Source organism: Streptomyces physcomitrii (assembly GCF_012273655.1).
Taxonomy (GTDB): Bacteria; Actinomycetota; Actinomycetes; order Streptomycetales; family Streptomycetaceae; genus Streptomyces; species Streptomyces physcomitrii.
Map to the genome: position 1 here is coordinate 125,418 of NZ_JAAWWP010000014.1, position 26,944 is coordinate 152,361.

Sequence of the window (26,944 nt, forward strand, 5' to 3'; positions counted from 1 at the left end):
CCGGTGCGCGGAGGCTGGAGCGAGGTGCCCTCCCCGGGGCCGTCGCACTCTCCCAGAAAGCACCGCCCCACGGGAGGAGCGGTACTCCGCTGTTGCACACCAACCCGCTTGCCACACAAGGGAGTTGGGGTCGCATGCCGCCGGTGCGGGGCCCCGGACGCGGGTGCGCCCGCCACGCGGGGAGCGTGGCGGGCGCACCGGGGACCGCGAGCACGGCTCACGGGGTACGGCTCAGGAGAACCGGTGGTCTCAGGGGTACTGGACGATCTTCGACGGCACGGTGTCCTCGCCGGAGGTGGGGTCGCCGAGGTCGTTGATGACGTGGTCGTACTGGCCCTTGCCGCCGAGCGAGACGACGAGCAGGTGGTGGAACTTCACCCCGGGGGCGTTGGGCGCCGCGAAGCCGTGGCCCTGGCGGATGGTGGGGTCGACGTTGTAGAAGCAGTAGCTGCCGAGTCCCCAGCCCTCGTGGGTGGTGACCGAGTCGGCGACCTTGTAGGCGGCGAAGCCCTTCAGGTCGCCGTTCTGGATGGCGGCCTGGTCGGGGGCGTCGTAGGCCTTCTCGTTCTGGTAGAAGATCGTGCGGCCGCGTTCGCCGTTCCACTGGACGTCGTACTTGTTGAAGTGCTCGACGAAGAGCCCGGTGGCGAGCACGTCGTCGCCCTCGACCCGGACGCCGTAGTCGGCGCGGTTGGTCTCCCAGCCGACGCCGTCGCCGTGGTCCGCGCGCCAGACCCAGGTGTGGTCGACGACGGTGTGCCTGCTGTTGATCACCATGCTGGTGGTGGCCTTGCCGGGCCCGGCGCCGCCGATGCGGATGAAGACGTCCTGGACGGTGATCGGGTTCTCGGCGTGGTCGGCGGAGGCGCCGTCGGGGCCGACCTCCAGCAGTGTCTCCGAGTTGGTGCTGCCCGCGTCGAGGAGCAGACCGGCGAGGCGTACGCCGTCGACATCGGCCACCTTCAGCGCGGTGACACCGTTGTCGGGGATCAGGGTGGCGTAGCCGAGGCCGAGGACCACGGTGTTCGCGCGGGTGACCTCGATGGCCCGGTCGACGTGGTAGATGCCGGGCGTGAAGAGGAGGTTGAGGCCCTGCCCGAGCGCGTCGTTGATGGCCGCGGCGTCGGCGCCCTCCTTGACCACGTAGAACTCGCTGAGCGGCAGCGAGGTGCCGCGCGGGGTGCCGCTGCCCCAGGTGGTGCCCCGGGCGTCGGTCCGCTTCTCGGGGACGAAGACCTTGAACTCCTCGCCGTCCAGGTAGAGGAAGGGCTTCTCACGGGAGACGGGGGTGGTCTGCAGGGTGGTGTACGGGGGCTCCGGGAAGCTGTCCCCGGGGGCGCCCTCGACGCCGGAGAAGACCATGTTCCAGACCGCGTTCTCCCAGCCGCCGACCGAGCTGTCGCGGGTGTACCACTGCTGCTGCGAGTACGGGGTCACCTTGCCGTCGATGCGGCTGTCGGCGATGTAGCCGCCGCTGGCCCAGCCGTAGCCGTCGGGGGCCAGGTTGAGGTCGCCCCTGACATGCATCCGGCGGAAGGGCGCGGCCTGCGAGACGGCCCAGCGGTTGCTGCCGCTCACCGGGACCAGGGCGAGGTTCTCGGCGGAGCGCCAGAAGTTCTGGGTGGCGTTGCCGTCGAACCAGCCCGCGTCCACCGTGACGTCCCCGTTGATGGTGGTGTCGTCGGGGACCAGGCCGAGACCGGCGATGGCGGTGTAGAAGCCGAGTTGGGCGTTGAGGCCGTTGTAGGTGCCCGGCTTGAAGAAGAGGGCGTAGCGGCCGGTGCCGAACTGGGCCTTCTCCTGCTTGCTGAAGATCTCGTCCAGCTTGGCCTGGATGTCCGGGGTGGCGGGGTCGAAGACCACGACGTTGGGCCCGAGGTCGGGGTCGGCCGCGCGGCCCGCCCCGGCGCCGCCCGGGGTGGCGGAGGCGGGGGCCGCGGCGGCGCTCTGGGCGGAGAGCAGTCCCGCGGCGGGGACGGCCGCGGCGGCGGCCGCCAGGATCGTCCGGCGGGCGGGCCGGCCTTCCGCCGGGGTGGGACGGCCCGTCGGCTCGGTGGGGGGTGTAGGCATGGGCGCTTTCTCCTACTTCACTAAATGAACGGTGGAAGACTCATAGCGCGCTCGCTGCCCAGTCATGGTTCTGACTTGTGAACACGGCGTCAAGACTCGTGCCGCAACTCCTTCAAGCAGCAGAGGAATTGCGCCCCGCCGACCGCTGCCCCGCTCCCCCGCGCTCCCTCTGCCCCACGGGGGCTCGGCGCGTGCTCAGCGGGCGCCCATCAGATGCTCGACGGCGAGCTGGTCGAGGTGTTCGAAGGCCATGCCGCGGGCGCCCGCGGCCTCGGCGTCGAAGTCCTCGAAGGCGCTGCGGTCGGCGAGGAGTTCGGCCGGGCTCTCGCCGAAGTGCAGGGTGGGGAGGGCGAGTTCGTCGAGGCGGGCGGCCTTCAGCGCGGACTGCACCTCGGGGTCGGCGCGGAAGGCGGCGGCGCGCTCCTTGAGCAGCAGGTAGGTGCGCATACAGCCCGCGGCGGAGGCCCACACCCCCTCGGCGTCCTCGGTGCGCGGCGGCTTGAAGTCGAAGTGCCGGGGGCCTTCGTACCCCGCGCTCTCCAGGAGGTCCACGAGCCAGAAGGCGTCGCGCAGATTGCCCGCGCCGAAGCGGAGGTCCTGGTCGTACTTGATCCCGCTCTGGCCGTTGAGGTCGAGATGGAAGAGCTTGCCCGCCCACAGGGCCTGGGCGATGCCGTGGGTGTAGTTGAGCCCGGCCATCTGCTCGTGCCCGGTCTCCGGGTTGACGCCGAAGAGATCGGGGCGCTCCAGGCGTTCGATGAAGGCGAGGGCGTGGCCGACGGTGGGCAGCAGGATGTCGCCGCGCGGCTCGTTCGGCTTCGGCTCCAGGGCGAAGCGCAGCGGGTAGCCCTGCTCCACCACGTGGTCGGCGAGCAGGTCGAAGGCCTCCTTGAGGCGGTCGAGGGCGAGGCGGACGTCCTTGGCGGCACCGGACTCGGCGCCCTCGCGCCCGCCCCAGGCGACATAGGTGCGGGCGCCGAGCGAGGCGGCGAGGTCGATGTTGCGCAGGGTCTTGCGCAGCGCGAAGCGGCGTACGTCGCGGTCGTTGGCGGTGAAGGCGCCGTCCTTGAAGACGGGGTGGGTGAAGAGGTTGGTGGTGGCCATCGGGACGGTCAGGCCGGTCTCGTCCAGGGCACGGCGGAAGCGGGCCACCGCCGCCTCGCGGGCGGCCTCGCCGGAGCCGAAGGGGATCAGGTCGTCGTCGTGGAAGGTGACCCCGTAGGCGCCGAGTCCGGCGAGCCGGTGCACGGTCTCCACCGGGTCGAGCGCCTCGCGGGTGCTGTCGCCGAAGGGGTCCCGGCCCTGCCAGCCCACGGTCCACAGTCCGAAGGAGAACTTGTGGGCGGGTACCGGGGTGAGGCTGTCGGGCATGGAGCGGCTCCTCGGGGGTGCGCGGGCGGTGCGGAGGGCACCGGGGCTATTGGTAAGCCCGTTTTACAAATTAGGATGCGGGAGCCGGGGAGGGGAACCCCTCGTACGGTTGTACGGCTCCCCCGTACGGCAGTTGACAGGTGCACGAGCGGCGCGTTCCGGCCGGAAGGGGCAGCGGATGTACGGCGAGGAGCCGCCCGGGGCGGGGCCTGCCTCGCAGCGGGATGTGCGGCGGCGCAATCTCTCGCTGGTGCTGCGCACGGTGCGGGAGCGGGGCCCGCTCTCCCGGGCCGCGATCGCCGCCGCGACCGGGCTCACCCGCCCCACCGCGGCCAGCCTGGCGGACGAACTGCGCGCCGACGGCCTCCTCGTGGAGCAGGGGACCGTCAGCAGCGGCCGGGCCGGGCGGCCCGGGCGGGCCCTCGCCCTCAACGACCGCGGCCCGGCCGGCTGCGGCCTGGAGGTCGGCGTCGGCCATCTGGGCGCCTGCGTCAGCGACCTGCGGGGCGAGGTGCGCGTCCGGGTGCGGCGCCCGGCCGCCAACCGGGGGCGGTCCGCGCCAGAGGTGCTCGCCGAGCTGACGGCGGTCGCCGAGGAGGCGCTCGGCCGGGCCGCGGCGCTCGGGCTGCGTCCGGTGGCCGCGGTCCTCGCGGTGCCGGGTCTGGTGGGGCCGCGGCCCGGCACCGTGGTCCGGGCGCCCAATCTGGGCTGGCAGGAGGTGAACCTCGACCGGCTGTGGCGGCTCCCGCTGCCGCTGACCGTGGAGAACGAGGCCAACCTCGGCGCCCTCGCCGAGCTGCCGCTGACGCCCGCCCGGCACTTCGTGCACGTCTCCGCGGAGGCGGGCATCGGCGCGGCGCTCGTGGTGGACGGCCAACTGCTGCGCGGCGCCCTCGGTTTCGCCGGGGAGCTGGGCCATGTGCCGGTCCGGCCCGGCGGCCGGGCCTGCCCCTGCGGGGCGCGCGGCTGCCTGGAGCAGTACGCGGGCGAGGCCGCCGTGCTGCGCGCCGCCGGGCACCGGAACACCGACGGGGACGCGGTCGCCGAGCTGGCGCGGCGGGCGGCGGCGGGCGAGGAGCGGGTGCGCGCGGCCGTCCTCGGGGCCGGTACCGCGCTCGGCATCGCGCTCGCGGGCGCCGTCAACCTGCTGGACCCGCAGGCCGTGGTCCTCGGCGGCGCCTACGCCGAACTCGCCGACTGGCTGCTGCCCGCCATGCGCCGGGAACTTGCCGGCCGGGTCACCGTGCGCCCCTGGTCCCCCGAGGCCCTCACCGCCTCGACCCTCGGCAGACGCGGCCCCCTCACCGGCGCCGCCGCCCTGACGGTGGGGCGGATCCTGGAGGACCCGGGGCTCGTACGGGGTGGGGGCTGAGGTTCCGGCGGACCGCCGCCGAGCGGCGGTGGGAGCGGGCGCGCGGGGCCGATCCGGCGGGAGACCGGACCGGCGCGCACGGCGAACGGGTCGCCTCGGAGGGCAGGTCGCCTCGGAGGGCAGGTCGCCTCGGAAGGCAGCTGCCTCGGAGGGCAGGTCACCGCGCGGGGCCGACGCCAGGCAGGGCCGACCCCAGGCGGACCGGGCCCGCGCGCGCGAGGCGGTCCTCCCGCGGTGGGGCTCAGCCCCAGCCGTCGTCCGCGGGGCCGGTGTCCGTGGTGACACCTTCCGCGGACGTCACCGGCACCGCCTGATCCGCACCCGCGTGCGCCTCGGACGCCTGGGCGAAGCCGCCGCCCAGGACCACGGACAGACCTGCCGCGGCGACCGCCACGATCACCGTCTTGCCTCCACCGGCCGAGCCCATGAGACGTCCCCCTGTCGAAGAGTGTGCAGTCCTGGGGACCCTTGCACTGTGCGGGCGGGCGGCCAATGCCCCGGCCGTGGCGTCAAGTTGTCAGGCAGCAAGTGCGGGGCACCGGTCAGGGGGCGGACAGCCGGGCGGCGGACGAGGCGTACCGAACGCGGGCCTCAGCCGTCCTGCACCACGCCGTGCGCCGAGAATGACACAGGCCGGTCGGGGGCGAAATCCCCGGGCGGGATACCGGGATGGTGCGCCTCGGGCGGCTGCGGGGCGCCGGAGGGGCTGAGGGTGAGCCGGGAGCGGATGCGGTAGCGGTCGCCGCGGTAGAGCGAGTGCACGTACTCGACCAGGCGTCCCGCGCGGTCCGAGGTGAGGCGTTCGAAGAGGAGTGCCGGGGAGAGCACCGGGACCTCCAGGAGCGCGGCCTCGGCCTCGGTGGTGACGGTGGGCTCGATGGACTGGTCGGCCTCCGCGACCTCGACGCCGTGCCGTTCGCGCAGGTGGGCGTAGAGGTCGCCGTCCTCCAACTCCGCCTCGGTGAGCGCGGGGACGAGCTCGGCGGGCAGGTGCAGGTACTCGATCGCCATGGGCGCGCCGTCGACGAGGCGCAGCCGGGTGAGGTGCCGGATCGGCGCGGCGGGCGAGAGGTGCAGCTTGCGGCCCACCCGCGCCCCGGCCGGGCGGACCGCCGTCTCCAGGAGCCTGCTGGTCCAGACGCCCGCGGCGGGCGGGACGCTCAGCACCTCGGCGCCGGGGACCAGCTCCTGGGTGATCTTCTCCGCGGCGACGAAGACGCCCCTGCCGTGTTCGCGCACCAGCCGTCCGGCGCGGACGAACTCGTCGACGGCAGCGCGCAGGGTGGGCCGCGAGACGCCGAGCCGGGCGCACAGGACGCGCTCCGAGGGGATCACCGCCCCGGGGTGCCGCTCCTCGATGATCTCCAGGATCGCGGCGCGCACCCGCTCCCGTTTCAGGACGGCCCCGGAGGTGGTCTCGGGGATCTCCATGGCGCACTCTCGTTCCTCGCCGGACGCTGCACTGACGCCTCGTCATCCAAACAGCTGACCACTGGTAAAGCAAGGCGGGCGGACGGCGGTGAGGGCGGGGCACAGAGGGCCAACTCGACGTCTTTTCCGGTCAGTTACGGGCCACTCGGCCGCCCGACGCGGAGTCTTGACGGCGCCACTGGTCCATGCCACCTTCGATCTGCCCGACTGGTAAAGCCCGGCGCAGGCAACTGGTCAAGTACGCGAACGCCCCGCCCTGCGCCCTGCCCCGCCCTCCGTTCACAAGCGCGGGCGCCGCCCCCGGTGGCACTCCCCCACGCTCCCGTCCCTTCCGCCCCCGCCGTCCGCCGCGCACCCCGGCGGACGTACCGAAAGGACCCCGTATGCCGACTCGCCCACGAAGGCCCCACCCGCGTACCGCCGCGACCCTGTCCGCGCTGGCCGCGGGCACCGCCCTGCTCTGCCTGCCGGCCGCCGCCACGGCGGCCCCCGCGCTCCCCCGCGGCGCCGCCCCGGCGGCGGAGGCACCCGCCCTCTTCGACGACTTCGCCTACACCGGCTCGGCCGACCCCGCCCTCGCGGACCACGGCTGGAGCGTGCGCGGCGGCTCCGGCGGCCCGGGGGTGCCGGGCGCCGTCTGGGACCCGGCGCAGGTCACCTTCCGTACGGCGGAGGGGAGTTCGGTGCTCGACCTGGAGACCTCGACGGCCGGGACGCCCGAGTCCACCCGGCAGACCGAGATCCTCACCCGGAGCCAGAAGTTCCAGAACGGCACCTATGCGGCGCGGGTGCACTTCAGCGACGCCCCGGAGTCCGGGCCCGACGGCGACCGGGTGGTGCAGACCTTCTTCACCATCAACGACCTCAAGGCCCCGATGGCCGACGACTACGCCGAGTACGACTTCGAGTACCTGCCCAACGGCGGCTGGGGCGAGCCCTCCAGCACCCTCTTCACCACCTCCTGGGAGACCTACAACCCCGAGCCCTGGGAGGCCGTCAACCAGCACAGCGAGAGCCGGACCTCCTTCGCGGGCTGGCACGACCTGGTGATGACCATCGACGGCGGGGCCATCACGTACTGGATCGACGGCAGCGTCTTCGCCACGCACGACGCCGCGTACCTGCCCGAGCGCCCGATGTCGATCAACTTCAACCAGTGGCTCATCGACCTCGAAGGGCAGCCGGACACCGGCCCGCGCTCCTACCACCAGCAGGTCGACTACGTCCTGCACGTCAAGGACGAGAACCTGACGCCGGATCAGGTCGCGGCGAAGGTCGGGGCCTACCGTGCGGCCGGGACCTCCTTCGTGGACGAGGTCCCGGCGCCCTGATCGGTGCGGGCGGGGGGTCGACAGGACGCGTGCGCGGGCCTGTTGACCTGCCCGCCTGCCACCCGCCGCCCGGCCGCCGATCCGGCACGGCTCGGCGCGATAGGGGCGTTTCCTCCGCTGAAGTCCGCTCGAAGCGCAGGGCGCAACGGCTCTTGACGCCCACATTGGTCTATGCCAACTTCATGCCTCACGGTCGGCGAGTACGCACTTACCCGACTCCCGCCGTTCACAGGGTCGTGCTCTGTCCGCCCCAGGCATCTTGAGGTGAACCATGTCGTATCGCCCGCTCGTCCTGCTCGGAGCCGCCGCACTGAGCCTTTCACTGGCCGCCTGCTCCTCCTCCGGTGACTCCGGCGGCGGGGAGGGCGGCAGGACCGGAGTGGATGTGTGGCTGATGCGCGGCAGCGTCTCGGCCGCCTTCCAGAAGCAGTTCGAGACCGGCTTCGAGAAGGCGCATCCGGACCTCGACCTGAAGATCCAGATCCAGGAGTGGAACGGCATCGGCGAGAAGGTCACCGCCGCGCTGGCCAGCAACGACGCCCCGGACGTCATCGAGGTCGGCAACACCCAGGTCGCCCAGTACGCCCAGAGCGAGGGCCTGACCGACCTCTCGGACAAGGTCGCCGAACTCGGCGGCGACGCCTGGGTCAAGGGCCTCGCCGAGCCGGGTACGTACGAGAAGAAGCAGTACGGGATCCCGTACTACGCGGCCAACCGGGTCGTGGTCTACCGCAAGGACCTCTTCGAGAAGGCCGGGGTGGACGCCTCGAAGATCACCACCCGGGAGCAGTGGATCAAGGCCACCGAGAAGGTCGACAAGGGGGCCACGCAGGGCATCTACCTGCCGGGGCAGAACTGGTACGCCCTGGCCGGGTTCATCTGGGACGAGGGCGGCGACCTCGCGGTGAACCGCAACGGCAAGTGGCAGGGCGGCCTGGACAGCCCGCAGGCGCTCAAGGGCATGGAGTTCTACGAGCGGCTCCAGGCACTCGGCAAGGGTCCCAAGGACTCCGACGAGGCGCAGCCGCCGCAGGCCGAGGTGATGGCCAAGGGCGACACCGCGCAGATCATCGCGGTGCCCGGGGCCGCCGACATCGTCACCGAGAACAACCCCGAGCTCAAGGACAAGCTGGGCTTCTTCCCGATCCCGGGCAAGAGCGCCGACAAGCCGGGGGCCGTCTTCACCGGCGGCTCCGACCTGGTCGTCCCGGCCGCCGCCGCGCACCAGGACGAGGCGTACACCATGATCAAGGAACTCACCGGCGACGCCTGGCAGAAGAAGCTGGCGCGGACCATGAGCTACGTGCCCAACAAGGTCACCCTCGCCGAGGCGGTCAACTCCGAACCGGGCGCGGCGGCGATGGCGATCGGCGCCGTCAACGGCCGGGCCACGCCCAACACCCCGGAGTGGGCCGCGGTCGAGGCGAAGAACCCGATCAAGAACTACATGACCGCGGTGCTCACCGGCGGCAACGCCAAGAGCGAGGCGGCGAAGGCCTCCCGCACCATCACCGGCGCGCTCGCCGGCGGCTCCTGACCCCGGCCCCGACCGGTACACCCCCACCGCAGACGACGAGGAGCCGCCGTGTCCATCGTCCACGAGCCGGGCACCCCGCCGCCGGCCGCCGCCCCCGCGGCCCGGCGGCGGCCCCGGCCCCCGGCGGGCCGGCCCCGCGCGAGCGACCGGAACTCGCCCTGGGCCTACCTGCTGATCGCCCCCGCCGTGGCGGGCATGCTCTACCTGCTCCTGTATCCGCTGGCGCGGGCCGTGGTGATCTCCTTCCAGGACTTCCGGCTGCGGCAGCTGATCGTCGGCGACGCCTCCTTCGTGGGGCTGCGTAACTATCGGGAGCTGCTAGGCGACGCCCGCTTCTGGGAGGTCGTCCGCCGGACCTTCCTCTTCATGGCCGTCAACGTCGTCCTCATCATGGTGCTCGCGATGCTGGTGGCGCTGATGATCGAGCGTCTCGGCCGCTTCGGGCGGACGGTGGTGCTCGGCTCGCTGGTGCTGGTCTGGGCGATGCCGGTGATCGCCGCGACCACCGTCTTCCAGTGGCTCTTCCACTCCCGCTTCGGCATCGTCAACGAGGTCCTGGTCAGCCTCGGCTTCAGCTCCTACGAGGGCTACGCCTGGCTCGCGCACGACAAGGCGGCCTTCGCCATCATCGTGACGCTGATCGTCTGGCAGTCGGTGCCCTTCGCCGCGATCACCCTCTACTCGGCGCTGACCACCGTGCCGCGCGAGCTGTACGAGTCGGCGCGGATCGACGGGGCGGGCGCGGGGCGGCTGTTCCGCTCGGTGACCTTCCCGCTGATCCGGCCGCTGTTCATGCTGGTGCTGTCCCTGGAGGTGATCTGGACCTTCAAGGCCTTCGTGCAGATCTGGGTGATGACCAAGGGCGGCCCCGGCGACGCCACCACCATCCTGCCCGTCTACGCGGTGCAGACCGCCCTGTCCAACCAGCGCTACGACCTCAGCTCCGCGGCCTCCATGGTCACCGTGCTGCTCATGAGCGGCGTCCTCGTCTTCTACTTCCGCCAGCTGTTCCGTCAGGAGGGCGAGCACCTGTGACCACCGCACCCGTCAAGACGGCCGCGCCCGCGGCCGGTTCGCGGGCCCCGCGCGCGGGCCGCGGCCGGCCGGTCCGCTGGATACGCCGCTCGCCGCTGTACCTGGCGGCGACGGTGACCGTGGTGCTGTGCCTGTTCCCCGTCTACTGGATGGTCACCACCGCCTTCAAGCCCTCCCAGGACATCCAGTCCTACGACCCCCGGCTCGTCCCCGGCAGCTGGACCCTCCGCCACTTCCAGGACGCGGTCTCCGCCGACGGCTTCGGGCTGTTCTGGCGCAACAGCATCCTGGTCACGCTCAGCGCGGTGCTGCTCGCCCTGCTGGTCGCGCTGGGGGCCGCCTACGCGGTGGCCCGGCTGCGCTGGCGCGGGCGCAGGCAGTTCATGCTGGCGGTCTTCCTCGCGCAGATGGCGCCCTGGGAGTCGCTGATCATCCCGATCTACATCATCTCCCGGGACACCGACATGCTCGACCGGCTGCCCACCCTGACCCTGATCTACTTCATGATCACGCTGCCGTTCACCGTGGTCGTGCTGCGCGGCTTCCTCGCGAGCATCCCGCCGGAGCTGGAGGAGGCCGCCCAGGTCGACGGCTGCACCCGCCTCGGCGCCTTCCGCAGGGTGGCCTTCCCACTGCTCGCGCCCGGCCTGATGGCCACCTCGCTCTTCGGCTTCATCACCGCCTGGAACGAGTTCACCTACGCCAACTTCCTCATCATCAAGGAGCAGGACAGCCGGACCCTGCCGGTCTGGCTCTCCTCCTTCCAGTCCACCTTCGGCACCGACTGGGGAGCGACCATGGCCGCCTCCACCCTCTTCGCGCTCCCGGCGCTGATCATCTTCCTCGTCCTCCAGCGGCATGTGACCTCCGGTCTCGCCGCGGGCAGCGTCAAGGGCTGATCCCCCGGCACCCCGTCCCGCGGCACCCGACCCTGGAGACCCCCGTGCACCTGCACCGCCCGGAACTCGCCCTGGTCCCCCGCCCCCGCTTCCTCAGCGCCCACCGCACCGGCGCCTTCCGCCTGGACAACGGCACCGGGCTGCGCCTGGGCCCCGGCACCGAACCGGCCGCGCGGCTGCTGCGCACCCTGCTCGCCCCGGCCACCGGGCTGCCGCTCCCCGCCGCCACGGACGGCACCTTCGTCCTCGTCCTCGATCCCGCGCTCAGCGGACTGGGCGAGGAGGGGTACGGGCTGACCGTCAGCCCGCACCGGGTGCTGCTGCGCGCGGCGCGGCCGGCCGGGCTGCTGCGCGGGGTGCAGACGGTGCGGCAGCTGCTGCCGCCGCGGGCGCTGGCCGGAGATCCGCAGCCGGGCGTGGAGTGGGCGCTGCCGTGTGTGGAGATCTCCGATGTGCCCCGGCACCCCTGGCGCGGCGCGATGCTCGATGTCGCCCGCCACTTCCAGCCCGTCTCCTATCTGCGGCGCTACGTCGACCTGCTCGCCCTGCACAAGCTGAACGTCTTCCACTTGCACCTCACCGACGACCAGGGCTGGCGGATGCCCATCGCCGCCCACCCCCGGCTCACCGAGATCGGCGGCCACCGCGCCGAGTCGATGATCGGGCCCTCCCGCAGCACCCGCTACGACGGGACACCGCACGGCGGGGCCTACACCGCGGCCGAGCTGCGGGAGCTGGTGGCCTATGCGGCGGCCCGCGGGGTGACCGTGGTCCCCGAGATCGAGATGCCCGGCCATGTGCGCGCCGCCCTCGCCGCCTACCCCGAACTGGGCAACGACCCGGGCCGCACCCTCGACGTCTGGACCCGCTGGGGCGTCTGCGAGAACACCCTCGGCGTCTCGGACCACGTACTCGACTTCTTCCGTACCGTCCTGGACGAGACCATGGAGATCTTCCCCTCCGCGCATGTGCACATCGGCGGGGACGAGTGCCCGACCACCGAATGGGAGCGCAGCCCCACCGCGCTCGACCGGGTCCGCCGGGAGGGCCTCGCGGGTCCCGGGGCGCTGCACCCCTGGTTCATGCAGCAGATGACCGACCACCTGGTAAGGGCCGGGCGGCGGCCGGTGGCCTGGGCCGAGACCGGGACCACGCTGCCCGAGGAGTGCACGGTGATGAGCTGGCGCGAGCCCGCGCACGCCTGGGCGGCCGCCCGGCGCGGCCAGCACGTCGTCTTCGCCGACCACCGCGCCACCTACTTCGACTACGCCCGCGAAGAGGGCGATCCGGGGCTGCTCGCCCAGTCCGGCCTGGTGGTCGACCTGCCCGCCGTGCACGGACTCGACCTGACCCCGCCCGGGGACGGGGCCGCCGCCGCGGACCGGGTCCTCGGCGCCTCCGGCCAGTTGTGGACCGAACTGGTCGCCACCCCCGCGCACATCGAGTACCTGGTCTACCCCCGGCTGTGCGCCCTGGCCGACCGGATCTGGGGCGGCGCGGGCGACTACGCGGACTTCACCGCCCGCCTGGACGGGCACCGCACCCGGCTCGACGCGCTCGGCGTCCCGCACGCCCGGCCGCCCTTCGCCACCGCCGCCTGACCGCTCCCCCCACCGACCGGAAGGACCCCCACACCATGACAGGCACCCCGCACCGCCCCTCGGGGACGGGCCGTCTCAGCCGCCGGACGCTGTTCGCCGCGACCGGCGCCGCCGCCGCGCTCGCCCTCACCGCCGGCCCGGCCCGCGCCGCGCGCGCGGCCGCCACCGTGCCGCTCTACCTCGGGACCTACACCTCCTCGGGCGGCGGCGAGGGCATAGGCATCGCCGCCTTCGACCAGGCCACCGGGGCGATCACCGGGAAGGGCAGCCTGACCGGGGTGAGCGACCCCTCCTTCCTCGCCTCGGCGCCCGGACACCTCTACGCGGTCGACGAGGGGCAGGGCTCGGTCACCGCGATCGCCGTGCGGGACGGCGAGTTGAGCGTCCTCAACAGCAGCCCCACCGGCGGCGAGGGGCCCTGCCATCTGCTGGTCCACGGCGAGGGCGGCCATGTCCTGAGCGCCAACTACACCTCGGGCAGCGTGAGCGTCCACCCCCTCGCGGCGGACGGGAGCCTGGCGGAGGCCAGCGACCTCGTCCAGCACACCGGCTCGGGTCCGGACCCGGACCGCCAGGAGGGCCCGCACGCGCACATGGTCCTGGGCACGCCCTCCGGCCGGTTCGTCCTCGCGGTCGACCTGGGCACGGACAGCGTCTACACCTACCGCCTGGACACCGGCACCGGGAAGCTCGAAGCCGTCGTCCAGAACCGGGTGACCCCCGGGCTCGGCCCCCGGCACGCGGCCTTCCACCCCGGCGGCAGCCACCTCTACGTGGCCAATGAACTGGGCGATTCCCTCTCGGTGTGCTCCTACGACGACGCGAGCGGCGAGATCACCGTCCTGGACTCCCTGCCGACCGTGCCGTCCGGCGATCCCGCCGGGGAGCGCAACTACCCGGCCGAGGTCCTGCTCTCTCCCGACGGTGCCTACGTCTATGTCTCCAACCGGGGCCACGACAGCATCGCGCGCTTCGCGGTGGGCGGCGGCGGAGGTGAGCTGACCCTGCTCGACACGGTGCCCGCCCAGGGCTCCTACCCGCGCCACATCTCGCTGGACCCGACCGGCCGCTGGCTGTTCGCCGCGAACCAGAAGTCGGGCAACGTCGGCGTCTTCGCCCGGGACGAGGCCACCGGCGCCCTCAAGGGCACCGGTACGCCCTTCGCGACTCCGACGCCGGTGTGCGTCCTGCCTGTTGCGGACTGATCCGGTCCGGGGGCGGGCCGGGCGGTGAGCCTCTAGGATCTCAGCGCTCGTCCCAACCGCCCTTGCGCGTACGGCACTTGACCGGCGCCCGAGCCCCGTGCCCGGGCGCCGGCGCGCGCACCCCACATCGAGGAGCTGGTCCATGCCCGCCACCCGAGGAAGCCTCGGCCGCCTGACCGGGGCAGCCCTGCTGACGGCCGCCTTCACCGCCCCGCTCGCGGCGCACGCCAGCACCGGCGAGGACGGCACCGGGGCGAACGCCCCGGCCGCCGCCGAGGACCGGACGCTGCGGGTCTACTCGAACAACATCGAGAACCTGGTGCGCAACAACTCCGACGGGAGCTGCACCCGGGTCTCCGGCCCGGACCACCTCTCCTCCCTCCTCGTCGACGACAGCGGCAAGACCGGCACGGCGGGGGTCAAGGCGCCCGATCTGCTGATCGTCCAGCAGATCCGCGGGCGCGGTCAGGCCGACGCCTACGCCGACCAGCTCTCCGCCAAGTTCGGCCTGCCCAAGGGGACGTACAAGACGGTGCTCGCGAACGAGGACCCCGAGGAGTGGGGCGGTTCGCACCACTGCTCCTCGCAGGACCTCGGGAACCTGAAGAAGAAGCAGACCAACGGCATCCTCTACAACTCCCAGCGCCTGAGCCTCGCCTCCGGTGACGTGGCGGACTACTGGAGCGCGGGCTGGCTCAAGCCGGGTACCTCCTACGCGGACGGCCAGGGCTGCACCCTCTACAAGCCGCCGAACGCCGACGAGGGCGCGACCAACGCGCACAAGTGGCGGCGCACCAGCGCCATCGCGGCCCGGTTCACCGTGAAGACCACCGGTACCAGCGTCTTCGCCGCCACCATGCACCTGCCGCAGGAGAACTCCGCGCACGCCTGCGCCGGGGACAAGGACAAGGGCATCGGCTCCACCGGCATCCACCTCGGCACGGACGCCACCCGCCTGATGAACGCCTCCACCCTCCGGGTCGTCGGCATGGACGCCAACCGCTCCGGCATCCCGGCCGGCACCCTCTCCGCCCAGGGCATGACCGGCTACGGCGCCAAGCCCACCCACGGCACCCGCAAGATCGACTACCTCTTCGTCCGCGGCACCGTGGCCCCCTCCCCCGTCGACCACACCGTGAACAGCACCAAGTCCAACCACCTGGGGCTGTACGCGATGCTCTCGTACTGAGGCCCGCGCACCGAGGGCTCCGAGCCGGGGCCGGCGGCCGGTGCCGGGGCGCCGCAGTAGCTGACCAGCAGCAAACTGCCATCCGCGCGCCCTGGTACCGGCCCGGCCGGTGACCCAGTCTTGGTCTGCACAGCTCTGTCCGGCAGCCGAGACCCCCGGGGAGGCCCCTTGGTGAGCGACTACACGGCCGGTGCGGCGGTCCGCGCCCTACCGACGCGCCACCTCATCCACCGGCCGCGGTCGACCGCGCCCGGGCCCGCCGAGGAGTTCGTGCTCACCGGTGAACTCCCGCGCGCCCACCCGCTGTTCAACGACGGCCCGGGCAGCTGGCACGAGCCGGCAGCGGCCGCGGAGATGGTGCGCGAGGCCGCGGAGTTCATCGGCCCGCAGCACTTCGGGATCGCCCCGCGGCGCACCGGGCTCTTCTACCGGTTCGGCATCGAGGCGGGCGACCTCGGCGCCTGGCGGACCGCGGCGGGCCCCGGACTGCTGACGGCGGCCATGACGGTCACCCCCGACAAGGTCATCGACCATGTGCCGCGCGCCCTGGAGTTCCGCGCCGCACTCGACATCGACGACCGCCCCGCGGGCACGGCCACCGCCCGGCTGATCTTCCTGGCGCCCCTGCTCGGCGAGCGGCACCGCAGCACCAGCCGCCGGGAAGCCCTCGACGGCCACGAGAGCGCCGCGTACGGGGACTCGGACCGGGCCCCGGCGGACCGGGATCCGGCGGCGCCTGCCGTGGAGCCCGCCTCGGTGGGCCGCTTCCGGCCGGACAACGTCCTGCTCCAGGACGCCGAGTTCGCCTCCAGCGGGCGGCTCTCGGCGCGGGTCCTGATCCCCCCGGCACACCCGCTGCGGCCCCCGGCCGGGCATCCGGTCCCCTCCGCCCTGCTGCTCGAGGCGGTGCGCCAGTCCTCGCTGCTCGCCGCCCACCGCACCCACCGGCTCCCCCTGGCCGGGCTGCTGCTCTCCTCGCTCGACGCACAGGTACGCGGCTACGCGGAACCCGAACTCCCCCTGCGCTGCACGGCGATCGCGGGGGCCCCGCACCGGGCGGCCGACGGCAGCCGCCGGGCGCCCCTGACGCTGACCCTCAGCCAGCAGCGGCGCACCGTCATCGAGGCCACCGCCACGGTGACCCACCTGCCGTGACCGGGCCCGGCGGCTCCCCGCCCCTCAGGGCCCGGGGCCGCCGCCGTACAGCGCGGCGGTGACGGCTCCGGCCACCTCCGCGTCGAGGACAAGACCGGGCGCGGAGGCGCGGCCCTCGTCGCGCAGGGCGGCGCTCACCCGGTAGGCCTCGCCGCCGCTGACCAGGCCGAAGCTGCCGAAGGACCACGCGGTGTCCGCGGCGGGGCGCCCGTCCGGGAGCAACAGCCGCACGGGCCCGTCCCCGAAGCCGAAGCCGAACGCGGTGAAGGGGAACTGCATGCCCTGCCCGATCGCCTTGGTGTACGCCTCCTTCAGGGTCCACAGCCGGACCAGTCCCGCATGGCCCGCGGCCTGCGGGAGAAGGGCGAGTTCGCCGAGCTCCCAGGGTGTGCACAGCTGTCCGACCAGGCTCCGGGAGCGCAGCGCCCGGTCGGCGGCCTCGGCGTCGACGCCGAGGAGCCCCCGGGTGCTGAGCCCGGCGAGGAGGAGCCGCCCGGTGTGGCTGAGGCTGAGGCAGATCTCGTCGAGGCCGCGGATTCGGGGCCGCCCGGTGGGGTCGTGGCCGAGCTCCAACTCCCCGGGCCGGGTGTCCAGCGCGGCGGCCACCAGGTGGGCGAGCAGGCGGCGCGAGGCGGCGAAGCGGGCGCGCGCCGCGCCGGGCAGGGCGAGGTGGCGGTCCCGGTCCCGGCCGCGCAGCGCTCGTAGGACAGGGCTGTCCGGGTCCGCGGTCTCCCAGTCGGCGAGGCAGCCGTGCACCAGCGCGGTGCCGTGCCGCGCCAGGGCCTCGCGGATGGCCTCCTGCCCGCCCTCGGCCGGGGTGACGGCGAGCGAGCGGCCGAGGCCGGGGGCGGCCGGGGTGCTCACCACGGCCGCCCCTCGGGCCGGTCGAGGTGCGCGCCCCGTGCGGTCAGATATCCGGCGAGGGCGGTCACGGTGGGGAGTTCGCGGGCGAGGCGGGGGTCGACGGCGAGGCCGAAGTCGTCCTCGATGTCGCCGCACAGGCTCAGCGCGCCCACCGAGTCGAGTCCGTACTCGACGAGGGGCACCGTGGGGTCGATACGGACCGGGGGCCGCTCCAGGTAGACCGAGAGCCGGTGGGCCAGCCAGCCGTGCAGCGGGGCGCTCTCGTACCAGGGGGTGGGGCGGGTCATCCGGTACTCCTCGGCGTACGGGGGCGGCGGGTCATCCGGCGAGGGCGGTGCGGTACAGGTCGAGGCTCTCCCGGCGGGCGCAGCGGGCGAGGACCTCGGTGTGCAGGCGGGCGGTGCAGGAGGCGGGCAGGTCCACGGCGGGGGTGCCGAGCCGGGTGGCGAGTCGGTGCAGGGCGGCGGCGGCCCAGTCGGGGTCGGCGAGGAAGGGGTCGCCCGCGGCACGCCGGAGGCGCCAGACGCCGAGGACTGCCGCGGCGGCGAGCAGCAGTACGTAGCGGTCGGCGAGCGCGAACCAGGCCGGGGCGGCGGCGTGGCCGGGGCGGGGTGTGGGCAGGGCGCGGACCGTGTCTCTCAAGTCGAGGAAGTCCGCGCGCAGTTGGCGGGTCAGGGTGGCCAGGGTGCGCCCGGCGGGGTCGTCCGGGAAGGGCTGCTCGGCGGTGGCGAGGAGGACGGCGCCCAGTGGGTCCCGGCGGGCTGCCGTGGTGAGGGGCGCGTGGGCGAAGGGCGGCAAGGGGCCGCCGGGGTGGAAGAGTTCGCCGGGGGGCTCCGGCTCGCTCGACCAGGACTCCCGTGCCAGCAGCGGCAGTTGGGGGATGAGCGCGGCCCGGCAGCTCGCGGCGGCGTCGAGGGCGGGCAGCTCGCGCAGGTGCTTGGCGACGATGCCCGCGCCGCCCTCCTCGGCGAGGATCCGGGCGCCGAGCAGGGTGGAGAGGTCCTGGAGGGTCCCGCGCAGCAGCCGGGGCAGGAGGCTCGCCGCGGCCGTCGAGCAGAGCGCGGATTCGGCGGGGCGCAGGTGCAGGGCGCGGGTGGCGGTGAGGGCGAGGCTGTCGCAGAGCAGCAGATCGGCGAAGGCTGCGCCGAGGACGGCGGCGGTGTGCCGGGGGTCGAGCCGTTCCGAACCGGCTTGTCTGCCATGGGAGTTGCCCTCCGGGCGTCCGGCGAGGGCGGCGGTGCGCAGGGCGGTGTCGGCGGCGCCCACGCACAGGGCCGCGGTCTGGGTCCGGGCGGTGCGCAGCGAGCGCAGGGCGAGCGGCATCCCGTCCCCGGGGTCGCCGAGCAGGCTTCCGCCGGGTACCGGGCAGTCGGTGAACTCCAGGTCTCCGTAGGGGATATGGCGCAGTCCGGGCCCGGGTGCGCGGGGGCGCAGGCGGGCGCGGTCCGGGGGCAGGGCGGCCGGGTCGAGCAGCAGGGCGGTGTGGCCGGTGCGCTCCGGTTCCCGGCGGGGGAAGGCCACCAGTGCCCGGGCGCGCGGGAGTTGGGCGATCCCGGCTGCCGTGCCGTGGAGGCCGGGTCCGCGTATCTGGAGGGTGTGGTCCGCGAGTCCGGCCGGGGCCACGAGGGCGGCGCGCTCCCCGGAGCGCAACAGGGCGGCCAGGGCCTCGCGTTGGTCCGGACGCCCGGCCGCCCACACCGGCGAGGCCGCCGCGAAGGAGTTCAAGACCCCGGCGCCCAGGGCGAGATCGCGCCGGGCCGCCGGGCGCAGTATCCGCAGCAAGCCCTCGGCGGAGTCGAAGTGGCCGCCGAGCGCGCGGGGGACGAGTTCCGCGCCGATCCCGAAGTCGTCGAGCAGGGCCTCGGCCTCCGCCGGTGGCCGCCCCCGGCGGTCGGCGGCGAGCAGCGCCCGGTGACCGGCGGGCCGGTACGCGGCCGGGTCGCCGAGCAGGTCCTCCAGGCGGGCGGCGCGCACCGGGGGCGGCTCGGGGCGGCGGGCGACGCCGGTGCCCGGGGCGCCGGTGCTCACCACGCGAGGTCCGCTTCGGCGAGCACCGGGCGCTGGAGCAGGTCGTGCCCGAGCGCGGTGTGCTCGGGGCGGACCAGGGCGCGGACATCGGGGGTGAGCGTCTCGTACAGGCTCTCCGTCTCGCCGGTGAGGAAGCAGGCGCGGGTGCGGTCGCGCCGCACCTTGCCCCCGGCGGTGCGGGAGACGGTGCCGGGGGCGACGAGGAGGATGTTCTCGGCGGGCACCTCGAACTCCTCGGCGATCAGCAGGCGGATCCGGGCGGCGAGGGCGGGCAGGCGGCCCGGGTCGGTGCGGTCGGCGCGGATCTCGTGGACGAGGACGAGGCGGGGGCGGTCCGCCTCCACGGTGAAGGCGGCGCCGACCCCGGTGCCGAGGGCGGGGCTCAGCTCGCGCGGGGCCGCCTCGAGGTCCGCCGGGTGGATCGTGCGCCCCTCCAGGAAGAGGAGGTCCTTCAGGCGGCCGGTGACATAGAGCTGCCCGGCCTCCAGGGCGCCGAGGTCGCCGGTGCGCAGATAGCCGCCCTCGCCGCTGTCGAGGGTGGCGTCGAAGGTGTCCGCGCCGTCCCGGGTGTCGAAGGTGCCCGGGGTGTCCGGGGAGCGGTTCCAGTGGCCGCGGGCGACGCCCTCGCCGCGGACCCAGATCTCCCCGACCCGGCCGGGGGCGAGTTCGCTGCCGTCGGCCGGGTCCACGATCCGCAGCTCGCAGCCCGCGGGGCGGCCCAGGGCGACCAGGGCGCGGCTCGCGGCGCCGGGCGCGGCGGGCCGCAGTTCGCCCGCGGTGAGGCGGGCGGCGTCGAAGTCCCGTACGGCATGAGGGAGTCCGGGCCGTCCGCAGCTCACGGCGGGGGCGGCCGCGGCGAGTCCGTAGCCGGGGCAGAGGGCCTCGGCACGGAATCCGGCGGGCGCGAAGCGGCGGGCGAAGGCGGCGAGCCCCGCGGGGCGCACCGGTTCCCCGCCGTCGAGGGCCAGCCGCCAGCCGGAGAGGTCGAGTCCCGCGGCCTGCTCCTCGGTGACCGCCTCGACGCACCGCTCGTAGGCGAAGTGGGGCGCACCGCCGATGGTGATGCCGTGCTCGCCGATCGCCTCCAGCCAGCGCACCGGGCTCTTGCGGAAGGACTCCGGGGGGAGTTGGACGCACCGGGTGCCCAGCCACAGGGCGTGCAGCAGGTGCGCGATCAGGCCCAGGTCGTGGAAGTGCGGCAGCCAGCCGCCGAGCCGGTCCACGGGGGTGGAGCGGAGCATGTTCTGCAGGGTGGACTGCTGGGCGAGGAGGTTGCGGTGGCTGAGCAGGACGCCGCGCGGGCGGGTGGTGGAGCCGGAGGTGTACTGCACCAGGGCGAGGTCGCCGCCGGACCGCGCGGGGGGTTCCCCGTCGCCGGGGGCGGTCGCCTCCGGCCGGTCCGCGGCCAGGCAGACCGTGTCGCCGAGACCCGCCATCGCCAGCCGGAGCGAGAGCTTGGGGGCGTGCTCCTCGTCGGTGAGGACGAGGCGGGCGCCGCTGTCGCGCAGCACCCCCGTGAGCCGGTGCAGGCGTTCGCCGCGGGGTCCCGGCAGCGGTACGGGCACCGCGACGGCACCCGCGTAGAAGCAACCGGCCAGCGCCTTCAGGAAGTCGGGGCCCGGCGGGTGGGCGAGGAGGACGGGCCGGCCGGGGGCGCCGAGTGCGCGCAGGCGGTGGGCCAGGTCCCGGGCGGCGGCGTCGAGCGTGCCGTAGTCGAGGCGTTCGGGGGCGCCGCCGGAGGCGGGCAGGAAGACCAGGGCCTCGCGGCCCGGATGTGCGGCGGCCCGTTCGCGCAGCACCTCGGTGAACGTCGTGAACCCTGTCAACGCCTGCCCCCTCGCTGTCGCGACCGGCGGATCGGGGATGCCGGTGTGCTGCCGCCGCAGCCCCTCGCATGCTGCGGCCGGTGACTAAAGCGGTGCTTGCGGGTGGGCCGGAGTACGCCCGCCACCGGAACGTACGCCTCCGGCGGGCCCCCGGAGCCCGGGCAGGGGTGGCGGCCGCCGGAACAGGGGCGGCCCGGGTGCCGTTCGGGGTGTGCGGGCTCCTACGGTGGAGGCAGGGGCGAGTGCGGCCGGGTGGGGGCCGGGGTCGCAAGGGGGACGGGGGCTCGGATGCGGTTCCAGGTACTGGGTCCCCTGGCGGTGCGGGCCGCCGAGCCGGGGCGGAGCACCCTCACCCCGCGCGCCGCCAAGCTCCGCGTGGTCCTCGCCACGCTCCTGGTGCGCCGCGGCGAGATCGTCTCGGTGGCCGGGCTGATCGACGAGCTGTGGGGCGACCGGCCGCCGCGCACCGCGAAGACGACCCTCCAGGTGTACGTCTCCCAGCTGCGCAAGCGGCTCTTCGGCGGCGCCCCCGGCACCGGGACGCTGGAGACGCGGATGCCCGGCTACCTGCTCCAGGTGGACCCGGAGCAGCTGGACCTGAGCGCCTTCGAGTCCCTGCACGCGCGCGGGCGCGAGGCGATGGAGGTGCGGGACTGGGACCGGGCGGCGGACCGGCAGCGCCGTGCCCTGGCGCTCTGGCGCGGCCCGCTGCTCTCGGACACCCCGCACGGCGCCCTCCTGGGCACCGCCGCGACCCGGCTCGCCGAGCTGCGGACCAGCGCCCTGGAGCAGCGGGTGCGCGCCGAGCTGCACCAGGGCCGCCACCACGACCTGGTCGGTGAACTCCAGGGCCTGACCGCGGAGTTCCCGCTGCGCGAGGAGTTCCACGCGCATCTCATGGTGGCGCTCTACCGCACCGGGCGGCAGGCCGAGGCGCTGCGCGCCTTCGCCGCCCTGCGCCGCACCCTGGTCGAGGAGCTGGCGATCGAGCCGGGCCGGGCGCTCCAGGAGCTGCACCGCCGGATCCTCGCCGCCGACGAGACCCTGCTCGGCCCGCCGGAGCAACCGGTGGTGCTCACGGAGGCACCGGAGACCGCGCCGGGACCCGCACCGGTGTGCCTCCCGGACCGGGTGGCGGACGAACTCCCGCCGCCGGAACCGCTGTTCACCGGACGGACCGCCGCTCTGGACGCCCTCGGCGAGGAGCTGGCCGCGAGCGCGGGCGGCTGCGTCCTGGTGACCGGCGGGCCCGGGACCGGCAAGACGGCGCTGGCGCTCGCGGCGGCCCACGCGGCGGGCTTCCCGGACGGCCGGGTGCTGGTGGAGTGCGGGGCCGAGGGGGCGCCCCGCGACGAGGCCGGCCTGCTCGCCGAGGTACTGCGCCGCTGCGGGGTCACCGGCACCCTGCCGGAGCGCGGCGCCGAGCTGGCCGCGCTGCTGCGGAGGCTCACCGCCGGGCGGCGGCTGCTCCTCGTCCTGGACGGGGCCGAGCGGGCGGAGCTGGTCCTGCGGGTGCGCGCGGCCGCCCCCGGCAGCGTGGTCCTCGCGACCTGCCGCCGGGGCCCGGCGGGCGTCGAGGGCCGTACCCTCCGGCTCGGCGAGCTGGACCCGGCCGAGGCACGGGAGCTGCTGCTCGCCGCCCGCAGCGCGCAGCAGGGCCCGGAGGCCTCCGAGGCACCGGATCCGGGGGTCCTGGACCGGATCCTGCGCCGGTGCGGGGCGCTGCCGGGCGCGCTGCGCGCCGCGGCCGGGCTGCTCCCGCTCCACCCGCACTGGGACGCCGACCGCCTCGCCGAGCGGCTGCGCCCGGAGGACACCCGGCTCGGACTGCTGCGCCGCGGCAGCGCCCGCTTCGCCCGGTCCCTGGAGTCCGCGTACGAGACCGCCGCGGACCCGGCGGGCTTCCGGCTGCTCGGGCTGCTGCCGCCGGGGCCCTTCACGGTGCCCGCCGCCGCGGCGCTCTTCGGCGGCGGACCGGGGGCCGCGGAGGACCGCCTCGGCGCGCTGCTCGCGGAGGGCCTGCTCACCACCGTGCCCGCCACCGCAGCGGACGGGGCCCGCTTCCGGCTGCCCGAGCCCCTGCGGCTGCTCGCCCTGGAGCGGCTGCGCGCGGAAGACGAGGCGCCGGTGCTGCGGGCCGCGACCGCTCGGCTCTGCGACCACCTGTCCGCCCGGCTGACGGCGGCGTACCGCGGCGGCGGCCCGCAGAGCGGGGCGCACCCGGATCTCGTACGGCTCCTGGAGCGGGCCCATGACCTGGGGCTGTGGGCCCCGGTGGTGCGGCTCGCCGAGGCGCTCACCCCCTCCTTCGAGGAGCAGGCCGACTGGGGGCCCTGGCGGGAGGGGCACACCCGCGCCCTGGACGCGGCCCGGCGCGCGGGCGACCGGCGGGCCGAGGCGCGTCTGCGCCGCTCGCTGGGCGACCTGGCCTGGCAGCGGCGGGAGCACACCGACGCCCGCGCGCACTACGCGGCCGCCCTCACGCTGGCGCGCGAGGTCCCGGACGCCGAGGAGACGGGCCGCTGTCTCGCCGGGCTCGCCGAACTCAGCCTGGACGCGGGCGGGTTCACCGAGGCGGACCGGCTGCTCGACCTCGCGCTCGCGGCGAGCGGGGACGGCGGGCGCGGCCGGTACGAGGCGCGGCGGGTGGGCGCGCTGCTCGCCCTGGACCGCGGCCGGCCCGAGGCGGCCGAGCGGCATTTCACGGAGTGCCTGCGGCTGGCCGCGGCGCTCGGCGAGCCCCGCCTGGAGGCCCACGCCCGGCGCTGCCTGGCCGGGGTGCGGGACGCCCCCGGGGGCCCGGGCGGACTCGAACTGCGGCCCGGCGTCTGGCGGTTGCGCTCGGCCCACTGAACCGGGGCCCGGGTGACCGCCCGGCGGCGGGTTCCGGGGCGCGGCGGCAGTCACGGCCCCCGGCGAGCAAATACGCAGCGGGACCGCACGCGGACCATCCGTGTCCCGCCACCTCCTACGTGACCTGCGTCATTGCACGGACGGACGAGGTGGGGCGAGCCTTGGAGGTCAGCCCTGTGTTCCCGGTAGTGAAGGTGATCCCCGTGAGCGAGTTCGCGTTCGGCGTCGACCTGACGGAGGCCGAGATGCGGCGCCGTGCCGCGGTCGTCGAGGCGCTCGGCTCCGACTGGGACCCGGTGGCCGTACTGGAGGGCGAGCGCGCCGCCCACGACCTGCTCTACTCCGGTCTCGACGCGGAGCAGCAGAAGACCTACGAGCTGCTCGTGGCCGCGGGTGTCCTGGAGGACCGGCAGGCCCGGCCGTGATGCCGCTCGACCCGATGGCGGACATCGGGCGCCGCGCCTGGCTGCCCTGCCCGAACTGCGCTCACGGCGCGGACTGCGGTACCTGCGGCGCGGGCCGCAGCTGCACCCGGCACTGGCAGTACCTGCTGAGCAACAAGGGCCCGCGGGTCTTCCTCCAGTGCCCCGACTGCACCCACCTCTGGGACACCGACCCGCGCGGCGACGGCACCCGGGGCCGATGAGCCGCTGAGCCGCCGACGCCGGAGAGCCGCGGGGGGCTCCCCGCTCACCGGTGTCCGCCGTACGGAAGTGTGACGCAGGCCGCACTTTAGCGGGCCATGGCTTCATCGGTGCCATGTCCGCCCGGGGCGGGCCGGACGGCCGGGGCGCGGCCCGCGCGAGCAAGCGCGGCCTCCCCGCGGCCGTCGGGCCCCGGATCCGAGGGGACCGGACTCGCGAGCACCGCCGTGACAGGGGTGCGCGCGGGCCGGCGCGCAGGCCACCGGAGCCGGGCGCGCGGCCCCGGAGCGGGTCGCGGTCCACCGCGGTGCCGGGGCGGACCCGGCAGGTTCCGACCCCGATCCGCACAAGGGAGCGCCCGCACATGACGCAGACCGAGCAGCAGACCAATGTGATCCTCCGCGGTGGCCCGGCCGAGAACTACCCGCTGCACGAGCGGGAGCACTTCGTGGCCGACCCCGGCAGCAGGTTCAAGCTCCTGCGCGGCAACCGCTACGACCACTTCGAGGCGAGCGGCGAGACCGTGCGGCAGGGCGGCCGTGAACTCCTCGTCCTGGACTGGAGCGCCACCACGTACGTCGCCGAGTGAGCGGGCGGCGCCGCGGTCCGCCCGCGGCGCCCCCGACGTGCGGGGAGGGACCTCAGGCGCGGGGGCCCTCCCCGCACGGCTGCCGTCCGGGCGGCTCCTCGCCCCGCTCGTCGTCGTCGGCGTCCTGCTCGGCGCGGGTGAAGGCCTCGGCGAGACCGGTGGCGGTCGGGGCGTCGAAGAGGGCGCAGACGCCCAGTTCGATGCCGAGCCGGGCGCGGACCCGGCTGAGGACGCGCATGCCGAGCAGGGAGTCCCCGCCCAGCTCGAAGAAGTCGTCCTCGGGTGCCACCTCCGCCACGGCGAGCACCTCGGCGAGGATCCGGCACAGGCTCGACTCCAGCGGGGTCGCCGGGGGTCTGGCCCGGGCCGCCGCCGCGGCGCGGAGATCCTCGCCGGGCCCCTCCCCCGGCGCCGCGGCGACCTCCTCCCTGCGGTGGCCGAGGCGCTCGCGTCGGCTGCGGCGCATCCGTGAACCGGGCCCCTCCGCCTCGGCGGCGGCGACGGGACCGCGCTGCTCGGGGCCGAGGAGCTCCTCGGTGCCGGGAGGCGGGAGCGGCTCGCGTACGACGGTGCGCAGCAGGGTGTGCAGCTCGCCCGCGAGGGACTGGGCGGTCGGGTGGTCGAAGCGGTCGGCGGCGTAGGTGAGCACCGCGGTCATGCCCTGCGGGGTGCCGTCCCCGGCGCGGCGCTGGGTGAAGGCGAGGTCCAGTTCGGCCGGGGCGGTGCGGCGGGCGGGCTCCTCGCGGGTGAACTCCGGTTCACCGGCGGGCTCCTGGGCGCGTTCGGTGCGCAGCGACAGCAGGACCTGGACGAGCGGGGCGCGGGCGGCGGCCGAGGCCGGGGCGATCTCCTCGGCGAGCAGGCCGAAGGGGACGTCGCCGTGGGCGTAGGCGAACAGGACGCGTTCGCGGACCCGGGCGAGCAGTTCCCGGAAGGACGGCTTGTCGGCGGTGTCGGAGCGGATCACCAGGGTGTTGGTGAAGCAGCCGACGACCCCTTCGAGGACCTCGTCGGCGCGGCCGGTCACGGGTGAGCCGACCGGGATGTCCTCGCCCGCGCCGAGTTGGGTCAGCAGGGCGGCCAGGGCGGCGTGCAGCACCATGAAGAGGGTGGCCCTGCTGCCGCGCCCCAGGTCGAGGAGGTCCCGGTGCAGGGCGGCCCCGACCTTGAAGCGCACGCTGCCCGCCGGACTGTGCCACCGGGCGGGCCCCGGCCGGTCCGCGGGCAGGGCGAGCCGCTGCGGCAGCCCGGCGAGGGCCGCGCTCCACTCGCCGAGCTGCCGGCTGAGCAGGCTGTCCGGGTCGCGCAGATCGCCGAGGACCTCGCGCTGCCACAGCGCGAAGTCGGCGTACTGCACCGGCAGCGGCTTCCAGCACGGCGGTGCGCCGTCGCGGCGGGCCGCGTACGCCTCGCGGAGCCCGGTGAGCAGCAGGGAGAGGGAGTCCTCGTCGGCGGCGATGCGGTGCAGCACCACCAGGAGTACGTGGCTTCCGCCGGGGAGGCTGAACAGGCGGGCCCGCAGCGGGATGCCGGTCCGCAGGTCGAAGGGTTCGGCGCTCACCCGCCGCAGGTCCTCGGTCAGCCGCTCCTCGCCGCTCTCCTCGACCGGCAGCGGGAGCGAGGCCTCGGTGAGGATCTGCTGGTAGGGCACCCCGGCGCGTTCGGGGAAGACGGTGCGGAGGATCTCGTGCCGGGCGACGAGGTCGGTCAGCGCGAGGCGCAGGGCGCGCACGTCGAGCGGGCCCACGTGCCGCAGCACCAGCGGCAGATGGCAGGCCTCGTGGCCGGTGCCCAGCCGGTCGGCCGGCCACAGCCGGTTCTGGGCATGGGACAGCGGGATCACGGTTCCTCCTCCGGGCCGGCGGCTTGCGCCCACGCGGCCCGCTGCGGCTCGCGCGTTCCGGCGGCTGAGCGGCGGCCGGGCGGGGGCATGCCTCGCCGCGG

21 protein-coding genes and 1 pseudogene are annotated in these 26,944 nt (G+C 74.9%); 13 read left to right on the forward strand and 9 right to left on the reverse strand.

Annotated features, from left to right (window positions below):
• Positions 1 to 249 precede the first annotated feature (249 nt).
• Together HFV08_RS21885 and xylA are read right to left on the reverse strand one after the other, a co-directional pair.
• Positions 250 to 2,070, reverse strand: a complete 1,821-nt coding sequence (locus HFV08_RS21885; RefSeq protein WP_168541634.1) for a pectate lyase-like domain-containing protein — start codon at positions 2,068 to 2,070, stop codon at positions 250 to 252.
• A 195-nt stretch (positions 2,071 to 2,265) separates the two neighbouring features.
• The gene (xylA, locus tag HFV08_RS21890; RefSeq protein ID WP_168541636.1) at positions 2,266 to 3,441 is read right to left on the reverse strand and encodes a xylose isomerase; all 1,176 of its coding nucleotides are present in this window, start codon (positions 3,439 to 3,441) and stop codon (positions 2,266 to 2,268) included.
• Positions 3,442 to 3,619: 178 nt separating this feature from the next.
• Here xylA and HFV08_RS21895 point away from each other — a divergent pair, with 178 nt between their 5' ends.
• Positions 3,620 to 4,813: an ROK family transcriptional regulator gene (locus tag HFV08_RS21895; protein ID WP_168541638.1), complete on the forward strand. Its 1,194-nt coding sequence runs from the start codon at positions 3,620 to 3,622 to the stop codon at positions 4,811 to 4,813.
• Positions 4,814 to 5,054: 241 nt separating this feature from the next.
• On the opposite strand, the gene HFV08_RS21900 is transcribed toward HFV08_RS21895, so the two are convergent.
• Both HFV08_RS21900 and HFV08_RS21905 read right to left on the reverse strand, forming a co-directional pair.
• A complete protein-coding gene (locus HFV08_RS21900; protein ID WP_168541640.1) occupies positions 5,055 to 5,240 on the reverse strand; it encodes a hypothetical protein in 186 nt (61 codons plus the stop codon).
• A 164-nt stretch (positions 5,241 to 5,404) separates the two neighbouring features.
• A complete protein-coding gene (locus HFV08_RS21905) occupies positions 5,405 to 6,244 on the reverse strand; it encodes a GntR family transcriptional regulator (RefSeq protein WP_168541642.1) in 840 nt (279 codons plus the stop codon).
• Positions 6,245 to 6,771: 527 nt separating this feature from the next.
• Here HFV08_RS21905 and HFV08_RS21910 point away from each other — a divergent pair.
• The 8 genes and pseudogenes from HFV08_RS21910 to HFV08_RS21945 all read left to right on the forward strand — a co-directional run.
• A pseudogene (locus HFV08_RS21910) lies at positions 6,772 to 7,575 on the forward strand (glycoside hydrolase family 16 protein); the annotation flags it as partial.
• 271 nt (positions 7,576 to 7,846) lie between these two features.
• Positions 7,847 to 9,112, forward strand: a complete 1,266-nt coding sequence (locus HFV08_RS21915; protein ID WP_168541644.1) for an extracellular solute-binding protein — start codon at positions 7,847 to 7,849, stop codon at positions 9,110 to 9,112.
• A 48-nt stretch (positions 9,113 to 9,160) separates the two neighbouring features.
• Positions 9,161 to 10,147 (forward strand): carbohydrate ABC transporter permease, encoded by a 987-nt coding sequence (locus HFV08_RS21920; RefSeq protein WP_376770689.1) that lies wholly within the window; start codon positions 9,161 to 9,163, stop codon positions 10,145 to 10,147.
• A gap of 80 nt (positions 10,148 to 10,227) precedes the next feature.
• Positions 10,228 to 11,046 carry a carbohydrate ABC transporter permease gene (locus HFV08_RS21925; RefSeq protein WP_168541704.1) on the forward strand — a complete coding sequence of 273 codons (819 nt, stop codon included), beginning with the start codon at positions 10,228 to 10,230 and terminating at the stop codon, positions 11,044 to 11,046.
• Positions 11,047 to 11,090: 44 nt separating this feature from the next.
• Positions 11,091 to 12,647: a beta-N-acetylhexosaminidase gene (locus HFV08_RS21930; protein ID WP_168541646.1), complete on the forward strand. Its 1,557-nt coding sequence runs from the start codon at positions 11,091 to 11,093 to the stop codon at positions 12,645 to 12,647.
• A gap of 35 nt (positions 12,648 to 12,682) precedes the next feature.
• Positions 12,683 to 13,852, forward strand: coding sequence for a lactonase family protein (locus tag HFV08_RS21935; RefSeq protein ID WP_168541648.1), 1,170 nt, complete (start codon positions 12,683 to 12,685; stop codon positions 13,850 to 13,852).
• A 142-nt stretch (positions 13,853 to 13,994) separates the two neighbouring features.
• Positions 13,995 to 15,041 (forward strand): hypothetical protein, encoded by a 1,047-nt coding sequence (locus HFV08_RS21940; protein WP_210430633.1) that lies wholly within the window; start codon positions 13,995 to 13,997, stop codon positions 15,039 to 15,041.
• Positions 15,042 to 15,212: 171 nt separating this feature from the next.
• On the forward strand, positions 15,213 to 16,196 hold the full coding sequence (locus HFV08_RS21945; RefSeq protein ID WP_168541650.1) for an AfsA-related hotdog domain-containing protein: 984 nt from the start codon (positions 15,213 to 15,215) through the stop codon (positions 16,194 to 16,196).
• Positions 16,197 to 16,220: 24 nt separating this feature from the next.
• Here HFV08_RS21945 and HFV08_RS21950 read toward each other — a convergent pair whose 3' ends face one another.
• The 4 genes from HFV08_RS21950 to HFV08_RS21965 are packed head-to-tail and all read right to left on the reverse strand — an operon-like array spanning position 16,221 to position 20,914.
• Positions 16,221 to 17,063 carry a 4'-phosphopantetheinyl transferase family protein gene (locus tag HFV08_RS21950; protein ID WP_312885778.1) on the reverse strand — a complete coding sequence of 281 codons (843 nt, stop codon included), beginning with the start codon at positions 17,061 to 17,063 and terminating at the stop codon, positions 16,221 to 16,223.
• Entirely contained in the window at positions 17,057 to 17,347 is a 291-nt protein-coding gene (locus tag HFV08_RS21955; RefSeq protein WP_168541652.1) for an acyl carrier protein, read from the reverse strand. Before HFV08_RS21955 ends, HFV08_RS21950 begins: the two co-directional genes overlap by 7 nt.
• Before the next feature lie 31 nt (positions 17,348 to 17,378).
• A complete protein-coding gene (locus tag HFV08_RS21960; RefSeq protein ID WP_168541654.1) occupies positions 17,379 to 19,091 on the reverse strand; it encodes an acyl-CoA dehydrogenase family protein in 1,713 nt (570 codons plus the stop codon).
• Complete coding sequence (locus tag HFV08_RS21965) at positions 19,085 to 20,914, reverse strand: fatty acyl-AMP ligase (protein WP_168541656.1); 1,830 nt, start codon at positions 20,912 to 20,914, stop codon at positions 19,085 to 19,087. Before HFV08_RS21965 ends, HFV08_RS21960 begins: the two co-directional genes overlap by 7 nt.
• Before the next feature lie 288 nt (positions 20,915 to 21,202).
• Between HFV08_RS21965 and HFV08_RS21970 the strand changes: the two genes are divergently transcribed.
• The 4 genes from HFV08_RS21970 (at position 21,203) to HFV08_RS21985 (ending at position 25,000) form a co-directional block, all read left to right on the forward strand.
• Positions 21,203 to 23,767, forward strand: a complete 2,565-nt coding sequence (locus HFV08_RS21970) for an AfsR/SARP family transcriptional regulator (RefSeq protein WP_168541658.1) — start codon at positions 21,203 to 21,205, stop codon at positions 23,765 to 23,767.
• Positions 23,768 to 24,012: 245 nt separating this feature from the next.
• Positions 24,013 to 24,192 (forward strand): DUF6400 family protein, encoded by a 180-nt coding sequence (locus HFV08_RS21975; protein ID WP_052482967.1) that lies wholly within the window; start codon positions 24,013 to 24,015, stop codon positions 24,190 to 24,192.
• Complete coding sequence (locus HFV08_RS21980) at positions 24,189 to 24,413, forward strand: hypothetical protein (protein WP_168541660.1); 225 nt, start codon at positions 24,189 to 24,191, stop codon at positions 24,411 to 24,413. Before HFV08_RS21975 ends, HFV08_RS21980 begins: the two co-directional genes overlap by 4 nt.
• A 362-nt stretch (positions 24,414 to 24,775) precedes the next feature.
• A complete protein-coding gene (locus HFV08_RS21985) occupies positions 24,776 to 25,000 on the forward strand; it encodes a DUF5988 family protein (protein ID WP_210430635.1) in 225 nt (74 codons plus the stop codon).
• A gap of 52 nt (positions 25,001 to 25,052) precedes the next feature.
• On the opposite strand, the gene HFV08_RS21990 is transcribed toward HFV08_RS21985, so the two are convergent.
• Complete coding sequence (locus HFV08_RS21990; protein WP_168541662.1) at positions 25,053 to 26,843, reverse strand: condensation domain-containing protein; 1,791 nt, start codon at positions 26,841 to 26,843, stop codon at positions 25,053 to 25,055.
• Between the last annotated feature and the right edge of the window lie 101 nt (positions 26,844 to 26,944).